We start from the raw sequence: 17,248 nt of genomic DNA, 5'->3' as shown, positions 1-17,248 counted from the left end.
CTTGTCTCGTTCGTCGCCTTCGATTTCTGAGGGCAGCAGACCGCCGAACAGACCTCGCTCGAGGCTTCCGCCCTTTTGGATGAGCCAGAACAGCGATTCGTCGGCCACGGCGAAAAACGGGCTGCGAAGCACTCCGGCCAGGCTCAATTCGTCGCATTCGCTCAGCACCACTCGCAGCAGGTGGAGGACATCGTAAATCTCCTGCTGGGTGTAAAACGCGTGACCGCCGACCAGGTAGTAGGGGATGTCCTCGGCCCGTAGGGCCTCCTCGTAAGCGGCGATGTCGCTAAGCGAGCGAAACAAGATAGCGATGTCGCCATACTCCGCTGCGCGACGACCATCGGCGGCAGTTTTGTCGCCGACGATTGGTGCCTGCGTATCGACTAGCGTACGCAGTCGCGCGGCCACGGCGCGGGCTTCGGCCTTGCGGGAGTGGGCCGCGTGGCCCGCCTGGCTTCCGGATTCGGGTCTCGGGAAGTCGGTCCATAACAGCTCGATAGCTGGTTCGGCCGTTGTTTGTGGGCGACTGGGCTCAAGCGCCTGATACGGCTCGAACACCTGGCCGAATAACGTGTTGACGAAATTCAGAATCGCCGGCTGGCTGCGAAAATTCTGCGACAGCGGCAGCCTCCAGGCTTGGTCGATCTCGCCCTGCAGGTCGCGGAATACGCGGGGTTCGGCGCCCCGGAAACGGTAAATGGACTGCTTGTCGTCGCCGACGAAAAACAGTTTGCCCATGCCGGCGATGTCGCCCACCAGCGAACGGACCATGTCGACCTGGATGCGGTCGGTGTCTTGAAATTCGTCGACGAACAGCACCGAAATACCGGCCTGTAATTGGCGCTGCACTTCGCGATGCTTGGGGTCGGTGAGCAAACGGTGGGTTAGTGCCAGCAGGTCTTCGAAGTCGACGGCGCCGTGTTCACGCTTTACCTCTTCGTACGCACGGGCCGCTTTGGCCGCGACTCGCGCCAGGGCCAGGCCAAGCTCGGCAGCTTCGTGGGCGGCGGGGCTCTTGAGGTCGAGCGTGGGGAAGCCATCGACGCGCTGGCGAAACGTGACTGCCCAGTGCTTGAACTGTTCGAAGTCAGATTCCGAATTCCAGCAGGACTTGCTGAACGGCTTGCGATTGGCAACCAGGCCCTTGCGCGCTGCGATTAGCTGTGGCGGATCGACGCTGCCATCGACCACTCCGTTCAGGCCCGTGAAGATGGTGTCCAGTGTGGCGGAATGCTCGGCCGTTTCGGGGGAAATGGTGGCCAGCAGGTCCAGCAGGGCTTCAGCCATGGGGCGCAGTTCGCTCAGGTGCGGTGTCCACAGCTCTTCAGAGTAGTACGCTCCCCAGGCCGCCAGCAGTTCTTCGGGCGAACGCTCGAGCCATTCACGAAAGCCCGGTTTGCGGTAATAGGAGGCCATGCGGCGGACGCGGTCTTTCGCCCCATCCACGTTCCAAGCTCGGCCAATGGCCATGGCGTCGGCATCGCGATCGGTCAGCAGCTTGCGCAGCGTGTCTTCGATGGACTCGGCCTCCAGCACGGCCGCTGCCGGGCCATCGAGCGTGGCAAACAGCGGATCGAGTCCTACGTCGAAAGCGTGCTGGCGCAACAAGTTACCGCACAGCGAGTGGATGGTGCTGATGCGGCAACCGTCAATCGCCCGCTGCAGTTCCAGCCACCGCCCCCGCTCGTCGCCCGCGGTTTGGGCGATGCGATCGTACACCAGGCGGCGGATGCGGGTACGAAGCTCCCGGGCCGCGGCATCGGTAAACGTGATGGCTACCAACTCGTTGAGGCGAGTGGCAGGCTCATGGTGATTGTGTCGCTCCAGCTCCTTGAGATACCGCTCGGTCAGCACAAAGGTCTTACCGCACCCGGCCCCCGCGTCGAGCGACAGCGATACCTCATGAGCTTCAATTGCTCTGGCTTGCTGTTCGGTGTATTGGATTTCGGCAGGCATGGCGAGATGTATGGCTTGCACCATCTGGCGGCGATAGCGAAGGATGGGTGGTTACGCTCGCCAGAGCGTGGTTTGAGTGATTAAGTTGCTCGCCTCTTGGTGTTTTTGAGGACCGGGCCGGCTGGCCTCCACCTTCTGGCGTTGGTAGCTACGTATGTCGACCAGTGGAATGCGACGGCGGTACAAAGGAAACTTCATTTCGCTGCTCCTTCGCTGGGAGCCGAGTCATTTTCCTCCTCCGGCGGCGGCCACACCTTGTTCAAGCTTCGCGTCTGATGCACCCGGCACACGTGGCTGAAGTCGCAGTGGCTCGTGCAGTCTTCATCGGGGCTATACATGGGGAATTCGCCGCGGCGGACCCCTTCGACGATGTCCCGCACTCGAGCCCGCAGCACCGGTTCCAGGTCCTGCCACTCAGCGGTGGGCTGAACCTCGCCGGCCGCAATGTGGTACAGCTCGCGGGTGGTTTTGTCCGTAAACCCGGCCGCACGCAACACCCAGTAGCCCACCCGCAGCGGCAACGCGGGGCGCTCGGCAGTGCTCAAAATCTCGGCTGCGGCCAGGGCGTAGAGCGGAGGCTGCAACTTGCGGCCGTCGCGGACCTCTTCGTCGTGCATGGTGAACTTGTAGGCCGATTTGTAGTCGATCACCTGAAATACCAGGTGGTCTCCCAATTCGCCCGTATCAACGCGGTCGATCCGACCGCCGAGCTTAATGGCGGTGCCGTCGCCCAGTTCCAACAGATAGGGCTTGTCGGTGGAGTCCGGCGATTCGTCGTCATCCGCATGGCGGCTGGCTTTGCCGAATCGAAGCTCGAAGTGGGCCGGCCGAAAAGGTGCGTCGAGCTGGACCGTGGTATTGTCGTACTTGCGATGCTGATCGTGATATTTCTTGGACCATTTGGCCACTTCGGCAGCCAGCAGTTCGTCGAGCACGCCTTCGATGCCGTAGCTGGCGAGTTCCTGCTTGGCCGCGTCGATGGCTTCCTCCAGCACCGAGGCAAACTCCAGTTCGTCATGCTGCGAGGGCAGCCGATCGTGGGCTAGCTCATCGAGACGCTGATGCAGCTCGCCAAACACGCGATGCAGCAAGCTGCCACGGCGGCCGTAGTCGATCTCGAGTGCCGCGTCGCCCAGTGGTGCAATTTTCAACACGTTGCCCAGCAAGAACTTGTATGGACACATGGCGTAGTTCTCTAGTTGGCTGGTGCTCCACTGGTGATCGTCGTCAAAACGTTTGGCAAACCACCGGCGGACGGCCGTACCGGCCAGTACGCCCTCCATGACCCCAAACGAGTCGCCCCGCGCCCGATGGTGAGCCGTGACGAGGGCCGCGGCGAGTGCCGCCCCAGCCGGTTCGGCCAACGGACTGCGGAGAAAGCCTCCCAAGAGGGCCGGATTCTTGTGGGCCGCCTGATGGACGCCCAGCAGTCGCCAGTCCCGCATCGATGTTGGGAGCTGATCCTCAGGCGGAATGGCCGAGATGGTCGGAGTGGCCTCCAACTTGGCCAGCATCGACGGCCCGAACGGGCGGCAGGCCTCGGTGAGCATGGGACTCGGTGGCGCTGACTGGCCTGATCCATCGAGGGCCGCAAAGCTGAACACCAGCGACCGGCGGGCGGCCCGCACCACGTCGTAGAATAACTGCATCGTGCGTTCGTACTTGGGAATGGCCTCGATGGCGTCGCCTCGCGAATCGGCCGCGGCCAGCGTTTCGTACTCCTGCTCGCTGTACAGTCCGCCGGAACCGGAGGCCGTTGAGAACGAACCCTCGTCTAGCCCCATGACAAACAGGTGTGGCACTTCCAGGTGTCTTAGAGCCGCGGCGCCCATCACACGCACGCACCCTTCGTCCCGCACGGCGGTGGTGCTGGGCACCGTGGCCATCCACTGACGCAGTTGGGCGATCCACTCATCCAGCGACCAAGTCACCCGGTTGCCGCCAGTGAGTTGGCTCGCGCGTTCGATCCACGCCGCGGCCTCTCGCACCTGCTTCCAGGCGGCAGAGTCCCTTGGCTCCAGGTCCAGGCCTAACTGCTCGGCCAGCGACTGCGACGCGGCCACCCAGCCCAGCGGAGACGAGAGCCGGGGGAGACTCCCAGTCGCTTCCGATAGCAGCGCGAGGCACGGGGCCGCCAGCAATGCGGCGTTGTTGCGGTCGAATGGTTGCTCTTCTGCCGCGGCTGCCAGCCGCTCGACATCGCGGAGCAGCGGTGTCTGGCCTTCGGCGATTTGCAGTTCGCGAACCAGCCACTCGGCCGCCGCGCGGGCGGTGCGCCACCGCTGGTCGGTTGGCTGGCCTTCGAGTGCCTTGAGCCCCCGCGAAGCGAGCGTGGCGACCACCCTGCGGAACGGCCAGTCTTCCTGCACCAGTTCCAACAGCCCCAGCAGCGTCCGCATGGCCGGTTCGTCGCCCACCAATTTGGGCCGGGCGATCGACACCGGGATGCCGAACGTGGTGAACACTTCCTCGATGCGATGACGATGGGCGTCGAGCGATGCAGTGGCCACCACCACATCGGCCGCGGCAATGCCGGTGACCAGCAGCGATTTCACCCGCCGGGCGATGGAGACGACCTCGTCGTACAGGTCGGCCGCCGCGACCACCTCCACGCCGTCCGAGGCAAATTCGGTCGTGTCATCCGCCGCGGCCATGCGGAAGATGTTTTCGGAAAGATGGGCAAGGCTGGCCGTTCGCGATGGCTGTTGGGGCTCGATTTCGATCGTTTCGAGTTGCGGCCACTCGGCCTCGAGCCATTCGAGCGTTCGAACGGCGGTGGTGGTGAGTTCGGTTCTACCCTGAGAGTCGGCCGTCGACAGGGCGATCCAGGTTTCGTCGGCACGGCGGGCGACCTCCAGAACCAGTTGCCGTTCGTAGTAGGCCAGGCTTGCGAAGCCGTCGACCACTATCAGGTTCCAGCGGTGCAGGCCTTTGGTACGTTGTAGGCTCTCGACCGCCAGGCGGGTGAGGTCGAACCGATCGGCCGAGTTGCTCTGGTCGAGCAGCGACTGATATCGCGAGTAGACGGTCGACAACTCCCGGTCGCGCAATTGGCGCCGTCGGGTCCAATTCGCGAATCGCTGGGCGGTGATGCCGCGGACCTTGAGTTCTCCGATCATCTGCTCGATGGCGTCCGCCAGGCCTGGCCTCTCGGCCACTTGGGCCATGACAGTCAACTCGCCCGACGACGCCAACTGGGACAGGGCCTTCTCCAGCATCCAGCGGGTGGCTGTGCCGGGCAAAACAGCCGGGCATTCGATGTCGAGCGATACGATCGACTCGGCAAAGCGACCCATCGTGCGGACGCCTGGCTCCAGGGCCGCATCGATGCCACAAGCCACTAGTCGGCGACGCACCGACTCGGCGGCTAAACGGTGAGGCGACAGCCACAGGGCACGAGGAACCCCCCCGTCACGACGGGACTCCTGAAGGAATTCGGCAAACCGCTGTGCGAGCCGAGCCGTCTTGCCCGAGTTGGCCGGGCCAACCAAGGCAGTGATTGTGGATGAGGAAAGCTGGGATGCGGTCAACGAGGGGCCTCGAAGCAGTCGACTCGGGGCGGGGAACCAAGCGTTCGGGTGCCGCCATTTTCGCCGTAAGGTGTTACGAGTCAATGCGCTACGCCACCAGCGGCGATGTGCGATTCGTCCGTGGTGGCCGACAGCTTTGCTCAATACCCCCCAATGGCGGCCCCCGGGTACCATGGCGTTGGGCCACCTGACAGCCGTCCGGAATGGCTGAAAACTGCCAATGGTTTGCGCATCCAACTAATTGACAGCATGGCCTTTAAGTCCTTATATTAGAGCAGTTTCGATTCCGAATGGCGTCCTCTTTTCCGAATCGAGATCTCGCTGCGTCACCGGAACCGGCTAGCGAGCACTATTCAGGCGGAATCAACGCACCCTCGTGGTGCGAATCAATGTGAGGGACCCAGTGTCCGGATGGCGCTGGATCTTATATCTCTCATTTTTATTTTTTTTATTTTCAGTTGAGGAGGTTCACTATGAAGTCGCAACTCGATGTGCGACGCGGGCGTGGTTTCACGCTCGTCGAACTGCTGGTGGTGATTGCCATCATCGGCATTTTGGTAGCCTTGTTGCTACCCGCTGTGCAGGCCGCCCGTGAAGCTGCCCGCCGAAACTCGTGCTTGAACAACAACAAGCAACTGCTGCTGGCGCTGCAAAACCACCACGACACCAAGCAATACCTGCCGATGGCGTCGACCGCGCCGATTCACACGGCCTCGGCGACGGCTGGCCAGTCTGGCAACGGGCAGGCAACTCCGCCGAACACCGACAGCCAGTATGGCGATGGTTATAGCTGGCTGGTCCAGTGCTTGCCGTTTATGGAAGGCACCACCATCTACAACCAGTTGGGCCAGCAGACCAACAAGCTGCAGGCTGCGGCTTTCTCTGGCACCAAAGCCGCTTACCCCAACTACAACTTCCAACAGATTCAGCTCGATACGGCCATCTGCCCCAGCTACCCAGGCGAAGAGACTTCGGAGTTGCTCGGTGACGATACGGCTGTTGGCAACTATGTCGCCATGGCAGCGACGCACTACGCTGTGAAGCCAACTTCTGGTGCAGTGCATCTGCAGACGAGTGCCCCAGGTACTACTTCCTCGACCGACTGCAACAATAAGTCGTACTGTGGTAATGGCACTTTGGTATTTCCAGGCCAGATTGGAAGCGGTAATTCGGCGAAGATCACAAAGAAGGGTCTAAACTTCGCCTCGGTGTCCGATGGCACCTCGAATACGGTGGTGATCTGTGAATCGCGCGAGCAGAATAATACCTCGTGGTACAGCGGTGTGGCCAGCTACGTGGTAGCCAATTGGCCGGAAGGTGTTGTTCCCACCAGGCAGACCACTGCAGGTGCGAACATCAACAAGTGGTATGTTGCCCCAGGTACCCCCATTGGACTCAACAAGGGTACCGACAAGTCGCAGGAAAATCCCACCAATGGCGATCTTTTTTGGTTGAAGACTTGGCCTCACGGCGGTGTCACTGCCCAGCGTAGCTGGGGCCCCAGCTCGAATCACTCGGGTGTCGTGATTTGTGGCTACCTGGATGGTCACGCCGAAGGCGTGCAGGAAGGCATCGATCCCAGTGCATACTTGCACCTGGTGACCCGTGCCGGCCGCGAAGTGATCACCAACAACTGATCCTATTCGCACATTGCTGAAGTACACACCGCCGTAGTGCTCGAACGAGTGCTGCGGCGGTTTTTTTGTGCATTCGGCAGCCAGAGCCCTTTCGGCGGGCAAGACGACCCTGTCGGGAGGACTTCGTCCAAGTACACTTGGGGAAACGGCTCGGGTTACGAGCCGCCCGATTGCACGTCATTTCTCCACGAACCCCATGTCTTCCGCTGAACATGAATCTCGAAATCTCTGTAGCCGATACCAAGCGGATGCTGGACGCGGGTGAACTTCCTCTTCTGTTGGACTGTCGTGAACAGCACGAGTGGGACCTGGTACGCATCGACGGGGCCGCGCTGCTGCCGATGAGCGAGATTGCCTCTCGGATTGGCGAACTGGCCGGCCGCGAGCAGCAGCACATCGTGGTCTACTGCCACCATGGGGCGCGTAGCGCACAAGTAGCAAACTGGCTCCGGGGGCAAGGATTTGACCAGACCCAGAGCATGGCCGGGGGCATCGACCGGTGGTCGCTGGAAATCGACCCTCAGTTGGCCAGATATTGAGCGTTCGGCCCATGGTGAGCCATCCGCGCCAGCGGCGGTTATGGTAGAGATTACCCGAGGCCCGTCGTACGGCTCACTGCATGGTAAGGAACTACCTTGCAGGTCCCCTTGTCAATCGGCCGATGATTTGGCAAGGTGTTAAGACTTCAGAGTACACCGCCGTGGCGGAATTGGCAGACGCGCATGGTTCAGGTCCATGTCCTCGCAAGAGGGTGGAGGTTCGACTCCTCTCGGCGGTACTCAAAGAGCGGGGCGGGGATCGAGGGGCTAGAGACGAGAGACTTCGCTCCCCTTTTCCCTAGCCCCTCGATCCCCGCCCCGCTTTTTCAGCTCTTCATGATCGCCGCGTAGCCTGCAATGCCGCGGTCCAGCTCTTCCAGAGACACCCACTCGTCGGGCGTATGCGCCTGGGCGATGTCGCCGGGACCAACGACGATGGTTGGTATGCCCGCGGCCGCGAAGTGATTGCCGTTGGTGGTAAATGGCTCGCCCGCCACCTCGCTGCTGATGCCGACGCCCTCCAGAGCCGTGACGGCTTGGTTGGCGAATTGGCCGCCATCCACGGTGCCCATCGGCGGGGCGGATTCGAATTGGTGATGCGTTACCTGCATGCCCGGACGGCTGGCGGCAACCTGGGCGGCCAGTGCCTGCACGGCGTTGAGTTCCCGTTGGCCGTCCTCGCCTGGCACCAGCCGTCGATCGAACGTGATGGTCGCTTCGGCGGGCACCACGTTTACCTGCTTGCCCCCGTTGATCACGGTAATGGCCGCCGAGGCATTGCCGACCAGTGGATGGGTGGCCCGGATCTTGCCGATGTAATCGTCTTCGAGCGCCGTAACCAGGCGGGCCATATCGTAGATGGCGTTGTGTCCTCGGTCGGGCTTGCTGGAGTGGCACGCCTGCCCCAGCGTGGTCATCTTCCAGCGGACGAAGCCGCCAGTGGCGCCCAACACTTGCATTTGGGTCGGCTCGCCCGCCACCACGCCGGCTGGGGTCCAGTCGAGCAGTGCTAGGTGCTGCTCGACAAATGCCCGGGCGCCAGTTTGCACGTGTTCCTCGCCCACCGAGAACAGGACGGCAATGTTACGAGGTTTCTGGCTGCCGGCGGCGTATTCGCGCAATGCCCACAGCATGGCCGCTCCGGTGCCCTTGGTGTCGCAAGCCCCGCGGCCGTACAGTCGGCCGTCACGTATTTCGCCACCGAAGGGGTCGATGGTCATTCCCTCGACGCCCACGGTGTCCATATGCGAGTCGAACATCAACCACGGCAACGTCGGATCGATGCAATGCTCGATCAGTAGATTGCCGCAGGCGCCCTCGATGGGAAGCTCGCGAACCGTAAATCCCCAGGCCGTGGCCAGCCCAGCCAAGTAGTCCGACAGCTTGCGTTCGGCCTCAGCGACTCCCGAATGATAGGCCACGACGGTATCGAAACCGACCATGTGGGCGAGCAGTTCCTGGCAAGATTGCGGGGTGGCGATCATAGGGGATAGGGCGGGAGGCGGATGGAGGACCAGAGCGTTGCATTGTATCGTGTTGTGGGGAAAAGCGCAACGGCAGCGAGAACCGCAACAGCTATGACCATTCGCATTGGCGTCGACACGGGAGGCACGTTTACGGACGTGGTGGCCGACGATTGCGCCAACGGCAAGTCGGTTCGACTGAAGGTGCCCAGCACCCGCGAGGACCCGTCGGAGGCTATCGCCAGCGGTGTGGTGCGGGCGCTGCAGCAGCTCGGCAAGTCGGATGTGGCCCGGCTGGTGCATGGCACCACGGTGGCCACCAATGCTCTGCTGGAACGCCGCGGGGCACGAACTGCCTTGGTCACGACCGCCGGCTTTCGCGACCTGTTGGCCATCGCCCGGCAGAACCGCCCCGCGCTGTACGATCTTCGCGCCCGCCGCACTCCGCCGCTGATTCCCCGGCACCTCCGCCTGGAGGTATCCGAGCGAGTGGATGCCGAGGGGAAGATCCGTGCGCCACTCGATCTTGAAGAGCTCGAACGGGTGATCGACCAACTCGAGTCGCTGGGAGTCGAGTCGGTGGCCGTGGGGCTGCTGTTCAGCCATGTGAATCCCGCGCACGAGTTGGCCACCGCCCGGCGAATCGCCGAGCGGTTACCCAGTGTGGGAGTCACGATGTCGCATACCATGGCTGCCGTGCCGGGCGAGTACGAACGGCTCAGCACGACGGCCGTCAACGCCTTTGTGCAGCCGGTGATGCACGAGTACCTGACACGGCTCACCCAGCGTTTGGAGTCCGAGGGCGTACGGGCCGACGTGATGGTGATGAAATCGAGCGGCGGCGTAGGACCGGCCGCCGCCGTAGCCGAGAAGTGCGTGGAGACGGTACTGTCCGGCCCGGCGGGCGGAGTGATGGCTTGCGTCGATCTGGCCCATCGGACGCCCCACCAGAATTTGATTGCCGCCGACATGGGTGGCACCAGTTTCGATGTGGCTGTTGTAACAGCCGGACAGGAGAGCCACGCCCGCGATACCGAGATCGCCGGCCATCCGCTACGAACACCGATGTTGGATCTGTCGACCATCGGCGCCGGCGGCGGCAGCATCGCCTGGGTGGACACCGGTGGATCGCTCCGCGTTGGCCCCCAGTCGGCCGGCGCTGTGCCTGGTCCAGCTTGCTATGGCCGGGGAGGCGATCTGCCCACCGTGACCGACGCCAACCTGGTGCTGGGCCGACTGACGAGCGACTCGCGTCTGGCGGGGGGGATGCAACTCGACCTGGCAGCGGCGCGGAAGGCGTTCGAGACCCACCTGGCGAAGCCGCTCGGGCTATCGGTCGAGGAGGCAGCCGCCGGGGTGCTGCGGGTGGTGAATGCCTCGATGACGGCCGCCATCCGCCAGATCACCGTGCAGCGAGGCATCGATCCCCGCGATTACGCCATCTGCGCCTACGGCGGCGCCGGTCCGCTGCACGCGGCGGAACTCGCCTGCGAGTTGGGAGTTCGCACGGTGGTCGTGCCCCGCACGCCTGGCGTGTTCTCGGCCGAAGGCTTGCTGTCGTGCGACTTGCGTGAGGATCGCATGCAGTCGCGGATCGAGTTGTTGGCCGACGCCGACCTCGCGGATGTCGCCGAACAGGTCCGCGGCATGGAGCAGGATGCGGCCCAAAGCCTTGCTGCCGACGACCAGGCCCAGGCGACGTGGTCGCTTGGGCTGCGCTATCTGGGGCAGACGGAGGAGATTGCCGTAGCGTTCGATCTCAAGGCCGACGCAGCGAAATTGGCCCAAAGCTTCTCGAGTGCGCACGAGCAACTGTATGGTTTCGCCCGCGGCGAACATGCGGTTCAGTTGGCCAGTCTATGGGTGAGTGTGACCGTACCCACCACTCACGCCGAGCAGGCTGGTCTTGCGGCCTCGGTTGCGGTGCCAAAGTCAGTGCATCGTCGCCCGGTTTATTTCGCTGGCAATCATATCGACACGGGAATCTATCGTCGCGAAGACCTCGGCGCTGGTTCGGTGATCGAAGGTCCCGCTGTCATAGAGCAAGACGATACCACGACCGTAACACCTCCCGGTTGGTCGGGCCAGACGCTGGCGACCGGCGAACTCGTGCTGACCGCTCCCGCGCCATCGTAGGGCAACTTTCCACTCACAACCTCCAACGCCCACCCCGTCATGTTTGATCCCGTACTGCTCGAAGTGATGCGTCACCGCTGGCGAAGCATTGCCGAGGAGGCGTGCGCGGCCATGGTGCGGACGGCCTATTCGCCCAACATCAAGGATCGCCGCGACTGTTCGGCGGCCGTGGCCTTGCCCTCCGGCGAGATCGTTGCCCAGGCCGAAGTGGGCACGCCGCTGCACCTGGGAATCCTGCCGGCGGTGATTCGCGCGGTGCTGGCCGAGTATCCGCTTGAGACACTCGAACCGGGCGACGCGGTGATCACCAACCTGCCGTACCCCGAAGGACCAGGGCACCTGCCCGACGTGTCGATGGTGTCGCCCGTCTACGTCGATGGCCGCCCCATAGCGGTGGCGGCGACCACGGCCCATCACATCGACCTTGGTGGATACGCTCCGGGTAGCATGCCTTTGGGCGTGGAAGAGATTTACCAGGAGGGATTACAGATTCCGCCGACGCCGGTGTTCCGCCTCGGCCAGGTGGACGAAGTGATCCTGCGGCTGATCGAACAGAACGCCCGCACCCGCCACGAGGTCCGCGGCGACTTGTTGGCCCAGTACGCGGCAGGTCGTACGGCCGAACGTCGGGTGGCAGAGCTCTGCGCGATCAGTTCGACAGAATTGGCCCTGGAATACGCCCAGCACGTGCTCGATCACGCCGAACGGGTGATGCGGGATGGCATTGGTCGCCTGGCGGATGGCGTGTACTCGTTCGACGATTTCCTGGACGACGATGGTTTCAGCGACGAGCCCGTTCGCATAGCGGTCGACCTGACGATCGCAGGCGAAGAGTTGCTGGCCGACTTCTCGCGTTCGAGCCCGCAGGTCCGCGGCCCGCTGAACTGCCGGGCTTCGGCGGCTGCCTCGTGCTTGTATTACGCCGCCAAAGCCGTGATTGATCCCGATCTGCCTACCTCGGCTGGGGCCTATCGCGCGCTGAAGGTGAAGGTGTTGGAGGGGTCGGTGCTGCAAGCACGATTTCCCGCGGCGGTGGGCAACGCCAACATCTTGACCGACCAACGGGTGGTCGACGCCTTGTTCGGCGCGTTTTACCAAGTGGCTCCTGAGCGGGTGTGCGCCGCCTGCAGTGGCGAGATGAACCTCGTAAACCTGGGGGGCATCGACCCTCGCACCGGCGAGTATTTCAACTACGTCGAAACCTTGGCCGGCGGGCAAGGTGCGCTGCACGATGCCGATGGTGGCGACGCTGTGCATACGCACTTGACCAACACACTGAACACGCCGATCGAGGTGATCGAGCAAGCCTACCCATTGGAAGTCACCGAGTACGCGCTGCTGCCCGATACCGAAGGGGCAGGGCGGTTTCGCGGCGGCTGCGCGCTGGTGCGCGAGATTCGCTCTCACGCCGACCGGCTCACCGTGTCGATTGGCGCCGATCGGCGGCGGTTCACACCTTGGGGCTTGGAGAACGAACACCACGCTGCCGGGGCGATGTGTTACGTCATCCGACTGGATGGCACGCGCGAGTTGCTGCCCACCAAGGTGGTGACCACCCTTGTGCGAGGGGAACGACTTCGCATCGAAACGCCCGGCGGTGGCGGTTGGGGCGATCCTCACCAGCGTGACCGAGAATTGCTGGCGGCCGAAGTGGCCGAGGGTTTGATCTCGCCCCAGCGAGCAGCCAGCGTGTATGGACTAGACCAGTAGACTCTCATTTGAGGAGCAGTACACCATGAGAATCCTCCGCTACAGCGACACCACGGGCAGCGTTCAGCTTGGCGCTGAGCATCCAGACGGCAGTGTCACGCGTTTAGCAGGCGAGCTGTTTGGCGAGCTTAGCGATACGGGCGAGGCAGCGGACGTAGCGAAGCGACTGGCGCCACTCGTGCCGCGCGATATCTTTTGCATTGGGCTCAACTACGCCAAGCACGCTGAGGAAGGCGGTAAGGGCATCCCTGAGAACCCCGTGGTGTTCATGAAGTCGACCGCCGCGGCACAGAACCCGGGCGATCCCATTCTGCTGCCTCGCAAATTGCGGAGCGACCGCGTGGATTACGAGTGCGAACTCGTGGTGGTAATCGGCCGGGAGTGTAAGAACGTCTCGCGCGACTCCGCACTCGACTACGTGCTCGGCTACACCTGCGGCAACGACGTCAGCGCTCGCGATTGGCAGCGCAACGGCGGCGGAGGCCAATGGGTGCGAGGCAAAACGTTCGACACTTTTGCACCATTGGGCCCCGTGCTGGTGACCGCCGACGAAATTCCGAATCCCAACAGCCTGTCTATACGCACCGTGCTGAACGACGAGGTGATGCAGGACTGGAACACCGACGACATGATCTTCGACGTTCCCACGCTGATTGAGTTCCTCAGTTCCAGCACGCGACTGCTTCCGGGAACGCTGATCTTCACAGGCACGCCGCACGGCGTGGGGTTCGCACGTCAGCCGCCGGTCTTCTTGCAGCCCGGCGATACGGTGACCGTCGAGATCGAGGGAATTGGAGAGCTCACCAACCCGGTGGTGGAAGAATCGCTCTAGGTGGCCGGTGTTACCGCACAGCGGGGCACGTGCTGCACCCTCGAGGCGCCGCCCCGCTCGCGATCGCGGCGATAGGCACTGAGTTGTTCCGCGGCTTGCTCCTCGGTCATGTGTCCTAGTTCAACCAGGCACTCTCCCAAAGGTAGCCGTCGATCCGACTGCAGCATCAGCAACTCGGCCAGGTCCCGCTTGTTCAGTAGGCCCAGGTCGATGGCAATGTCGCCGAAACGGTCGTTCGGCAGATCGCTTTGTACCCGCAGAATGCTCAGCACGTCGCGTACGGCCAGCTTGCCCGATTCCATGGCCAATACCCCCAGGGGCACGCGACACTCGTCCTGCAATGCCATGGCGGCAACTAGCTGCTCAGCGGTGATAACACCGTTGTGGTACAGGTACATTCCGAACTGCATGATGTAGCTTCTTGTGCTGAACTGCTGTGATTCGTGGGAACTGCCTGGGCCGAAAAAATTGTCCGCCCTTGAGGTAAACTTAGGTTACCCGTACCCGCTAAACCATGAGTTCGCAGCTGGATTTCTCCTGGCCGATAAACCCACGGGATCGGCTTGAGAGGATTGTGCCGGTGGCGCCGATTGAGCATTTGCGGATGGGAAACGCGCTGATGCGGAAAGGTCTGCCAAGTCCGGATTCGAATGGCTCTCGGCGCCCAGTAGAATCGCTAGTTGCGAATCGAGATGCCAAACCCGACTCGAGGGCTGCACACCCGAGGCTCGCAGTACACGGGCGGACCATAGGGATAGACTTCTTCCACGATCACTGGACCAGGCGGGGCGGCAACCATCGTGGTGGGCGCAGTGGGAGTTTGCATCGCTTGAATAACTGGCGCCGGGACGCCCTGCTGATGCAGGTAGATCACATCGTCCACCGAGATGGGCTGCGCCACGCCCGATGAGGTGACATAGTTGGTCATCAATTGCGGGTCGACTCCTGCCTGGTGCATGGCGACCACTTCCTGCACAGTCGCCGCGCCGGGCGTTACCTGACGTCCCAATTGGGGGGCAATAGCAGCACGGTTCTGTGCCGCTACTTCGTCGAGTTGGGCGCCAAACACGTTGCCGGCCAGAGCTCCCAGGCCGGCACCGATGATAGCTCCACCGCCAGCGTTTCCGGTTTGACTGCCAATTAGGGCGCCTGTTCCCGCACCCAGCAAGCCGCCAGCAGCGGCCCCCCGATCGGCGTAGTACGGGCTTTGGCACCCGGCTGCCAGGACCAGCAGCAAGCAGCTATGGGCGATAACTCGAATTCTGGACGTTGACATCGGAAACCTCACGCAGGTGCTATCCATTCAGGATGCAGGGGCCGCGGAGGATCGCAGACGCCCGCGGGGCCGTCAAGCTCGACACGGTCCGTACGGTTTGCCGGAATGAAGATTGCATGGGGCGTTTTTCGCCAAACGAGTCCGGCGAAGCGCTTGATTTAGCTAGCCCGAGGAGGTACCCTTAAAGCACACTGGGATTTGTGGCCGCTTGCAGCCGAATAACTGCTAAAGTGCCCACGCGACAGCTGGCCCCACGCCGGTGTTACGCGTGCCAACACAACGAGCATCATGCCGCAGATACCAAGTGAACGAATTGGTCTGCGGTTTTTTTGTGCGCGGTAGCGCCGCCTCCCGCAGGCCGGACCATTTTCGCTATCGAAGGCCTGTGATGAGTAGTAGCTTGGAAATTCCCGAATCCACTTCCGATCCTTCATCCGACTCACGGGGCCGAGGTTCCCGGTACACTTCCGACAGCGGTCGCCGTATGTCCACGGTGGCGGTTCACGCGGGGGAGCAGCGTCAGAAGCCAGGGGATTCTATTACCGATCCGATCTTCTGTGCGTCGACCTACACCTTTCGCGACACCCAGTCGGTAATCGACTACATCGAACAAGAGCAGCCCCGCGAAGAGTACGGTCGCTACGGCAACCCAGGCGAACGCGTGGCCGAACGCAAGATGGCCGCGCTCGAAGGAGCCGAAGACTCCGTGCTGTTCTCCAGCGGCATGGCGGCGCTGGTCGGATTGCTGATGGCGAAGCTTAACTCGGGCGACGAGGTGATTTTCTTCGACGAGTGTTACCATCGCAGCCGTGAGTTTTGTGCCAAGCACATGGCGCGATTTGGTGTCAAGACCATCCAGGTGCCTGCCTGCGACTATGACGCCATGGAGGCAGCCATCACGCCTAACACGCGGATGTTGATTAGCGAATCGCCTACCAATCCACACATGAGCGTGGTGGACCTCGATCGCTTTGCCGATCTGGGTCGCCGCAGCGGCGTCGAAACCTTGATCGACGCCACGCTGGCCACGCCCTACAACCTCCGCCCCATTGAGACAGGGGTCGACTACGTGCTGCACTCCGCGACCAAGTACCTAGGTGGGCACAACGACCTGTTGGCCGGCATGGTGGCTGGTAGCAAAGAAAAAATGGAGCCGGTTCGCAACCTGCGCGGCATCATGGGAGCGATCAACGGCCCGCAGAACGTGTACCTATTGCTTCGCGGACTCAAAACGTTCGAACTGCGTATGGCCCGCCACAACGAGAATGGGTTGAAAGTGGCCCAGTTCCTCGACGGCCATTCGCGCGTCGAGAAGGTCTACTATCCTGGACTCGAATCGCACCGCGACTACGAGGTTGCCAAGCGTACGATGCGGGGCTTTGGTGGCCTGATTACATTCCTGCTGAAAGACGCCGATTGGCGGACCACGGCCGACGTAATCGACTCGGTCACTATTCCGCGCATCGCTCCCAGCTTGGGCGGCGTCGAATCGCTCATCGAGCAGCCTATGGTGATGAGCTACTTCAATTACGCTCCCGAGGATCGGAAGAAGTTCGGTATTCCCGATAACATGATCCGCATGTCGTGCGGTATCGAGGATGCCGAAGATCTGATCGCCGATCTGGCTCAGGCGCTCGACAGCACCGTTTAGTCGGCCCACAATCGAGGGATGGATCAGCCCCAAACCTCCACTCCCGTAGGTAAGCTATTGCTTGTGGCCGCGGCCGTCGTGGCCGGTGGGTGCGTGGGGGTGATTGCTGCGATGCCGCAGTCGGCTGGCGTATTCCTGGTTGGCCTGCAGTCACTGGCCGCCGGCGCATTGCTCAGCGTGCTGTTGGTGGGCACCACGGCGATGCTCGGCAGCCACCGCCCACGCTGGCCTGCTGCCCTGTTGGCCTCCGTGGTGGCCGTGGTGGTTCAGCATCTGTGGCTCTATCGTTCGGCCTTGGCTGCCCGAAAAGCGGCGGCCGCCCGACAACCGGCGGTCGAAATGTTTCGTCCCGGTTGGACCGAACAAGGTTTCCTCGAGTACATGCAATCGGAGGCCACGAGCCATGCGATTCTGCTGTGGACACTGGATGCCTGCTTGTTGACCGTTGCGGCTGTAGCTATCGTCGAACTTAGTCGCCGGCGGCGCTCGCCCGCCGGCCATGCCACGCCCAACTAACC

Annotated in this window: 13 protein-coding genes and 1 tRNA gene (1 of these 14 cut by a window edge); 8 read left to right on the top strand and 6 right to left on the bottom strand. The window is 62.5% G+C overall.

All coding sequences use genetic code 11. The features are described from left to right. The 3 genes in view from NG895_RS13375 to NG895_RS13365 are tightly spaced (at most 51 nt apart) and all read right to left on the bottom strand, a layout consistent with a single transcriptional unit that may run on beyond the window. A protein-coding gene (locus NG895_RS13375; protein WP_252853008.1) for a UvrD-helicase domain-containing protein crosses the window boundary here: on the bottom strand, positions 1–1,956 show its 5' portion. It extends 1,524 nt beyond the left edge of the window; the window shows 1,956 of its 3,480 coding nt (coding positions 1–1,956); it begins with the start codon at positions 1,954–1,956; the stop codon falls past the left edge of the window. Positions 1,957–2,007: 51 nt separating this feature from the next. Continuing rightward, the gene (locus tag NG895_RS13370; protein ID WP_252853007.1) at positions 2,008–2,154 is read right to left on the bottom strand and encodes a hypothetical protein; all 147 of its coding nucleotides are present in this window, start codon (positions 2,152–2,154) and stop codon (positions 2,008–2,010) included. Next, positions 2,151–5,486, bottom strand: coding sequence for a PD-(D/E)XK nuclease family protein (locus NG895_RS13365; protein WP_252853006.1), 3,336 nt, complete (start codon positions 5,484–5,486; stop codon positions 2,151–2,153). Before NG895_RS13365 ends, NG895_RS13370 begins: the two co-directional genes overlap by 4 nt. A 473-nt stretch (positions 5,487–5,959) precedes the next feature. Here NG895_RS13365 and NG895_RS13355 point away from each other — a divergent pair, with 473 nt between their 5' ends. The 3 genes from NG895_RS13355 (at position 5,960) to NG895_RS13345 (ending at position 7,901) form a co-directional block, all read left to right on the top strand. Next, positions 5,960–7,123 carry a DUF1559 domain-containing protein gene (locus tag NG895_RS13355; protein WP_261360933.1) on the top strand — a complete coding sequence of 388 codons (1,164 nt, stop codon included), beginning with the start codon at positions 5,960–5,962 and terminating at the stop codon, positions 7,121–7,123. 212 nt (positions 7,124–7,335) lie between these two features. Next, a complete protein-coding gene (locus NG895_RS13350) occupies positions 7,336–7,662 on the top strand; it encodes a rhodanese-like domain-containing protein (RefSeq protein ID WP_252853005.1) in 327 nt (108 codons plus the stop codon). 155 nt (positions 7,663–7,817) lie between these two features. Next, positions 7,818–7,901: transfer RNA gene (locus NG895_RS13345), tRNA-Leu, on the top strand. A gap of 87 nt (positions 7,902–7,988) precedes the next feature. Here NG895_RS13345 and NG895_RS13340 read toward each other — a convergent pair. After that, positions 7,989–9,146, bottom strand: coding sequence for a M20/M25/M40 family metallo-hydrolase (locus NG895_RS13340; protein WP_252853004.1), 1,158 nt, complete (start codon positions 9,144–9,146; stop codon positions 7,989–7,991). Between the two features lie 93 nt (positions 9,147–9,239). Here NG895_RS13340 and NG895_RS13335 point away from each other — a divergent pair, with 93 nt between their 5' ends. The 3 genes from NG895_RS13335 to NG895_RS13325 are packed head-to-tail and all read left to right on the top strand — an operon-like array spanning position 9,240 to position 13,803. Then, positions 9,240–11,261: a hydantoinase/oxoprolinase family protein gene (locus NG895_RS13335; protein WP_252853003.1), complete on the top strand. Its 2,022-nt coding sequence runs from the start codon at positions 9,240–9,242 to the stop codon at positions 11,259–11,261. Between the two features lie 39 nt (positions 11,262–11,300). After that, on the top strand, positions 11,301–12,971 hold the full coding sequence (locus NG895_RS13330) for a hydantoinase B/oxoprolinase family protein (RefSeq protein ID WP_252853002.1): 1,671 nt from the start codon (positions 11,301–11,303) through the stop codon (positions 12,969–12,971). A 25-nt stretch (positions 12,972–12,996) separates the two neighbouring features. Further along, the gene (locus NG895_RS13325) at positions 12,997–13,803 is read left to right on the top strand and encodes a fumarylacetoacetate hydrolase family protein (protein ID WP_252853001.1); all 807 of its coding nucleotides are present in this window, start codon (positions 12,997–12,999) and stop codon (positions 13,801–13,803) included. Here the strand turns inward: NG895_RS13325 and NG895_RS13320 are convergent. Both NG895_RS13320 and NG895_RS13315 read right to left on the bottom strand, forming a co-directional pair. Beyond that, the gene (locus tag NG895_RS13320; protein ID WP_252853000.1) at positions 13,800–14,213 is read right to left on the bottom strand and encodes a hypothetical protein; all 414 of its coding nucleotides are present in this window, start codon (positions 14,211–14,213) and stop codon (positions 13,800–13,802) included. The genes NG895_RS13325 and NG895_RS13320 overlap by 4 nt on opposite strands. 266 nt (positions 14,214–14,479) lie before the next feature. Further along, positions 14,480–15,079, bottom strand: a complete 600-nt coding sequence (locus tag NG895_RS13315; protein WP_252852999.1) for a glycine zipper domain-containing protein — start codon at positions 15,077–15,079, stop codon at positions 14,480–14,482. A 484-nt stretch (positions 15,080–15,563) separates the two neighbouring features. On the opposite strand from NG895_RS13315, the gene NG895_RS13310 reads away from it, so the two are divergent. Together NG895_RS13310 and NG895_RS13305 are read left to right on the top strand one after the other, a co-directional pair. Next, positions 15,564–16,730, top strand: coding sequence for a trans-sulfuration enzyme family protein (locus NG895_RS13310; RefSeq protein ID WP_252853044.1), 1,167 nt, complete (start codon positions 15,564–15,566; stop codon positions 16,728–16,730). 18 nt (positions 16,731–16,748) lie between these two features. Beyond that, a complete protein-coding gene (locus NG895_RS13305) occupies positions 16,749–17,246 on the top strand; it encodes a hypothetical protein (RefSeq protein ID WP_252852998.1) in 498 nt (165 codons plus the stop codon). The last annotated feature ends 2 nt before the right edge of the window (positions 17,247–17,248 follow it).

Origin of the sequence: Aeoliella straminimaris, from assembly GCF_024054565.1 — a bacterium.
GTDB lineage: Bacteria > Planctomycetota > Planctomycetia > Pirellulales > Lacipirellulaceae > Aeoliella > Aeoliella straminimaris.
The sequence above is the reverse complement of the archived record's forward strand: the minus strand, read 5'-3'. Positions and strand labels throughout refer to the sequence as shown.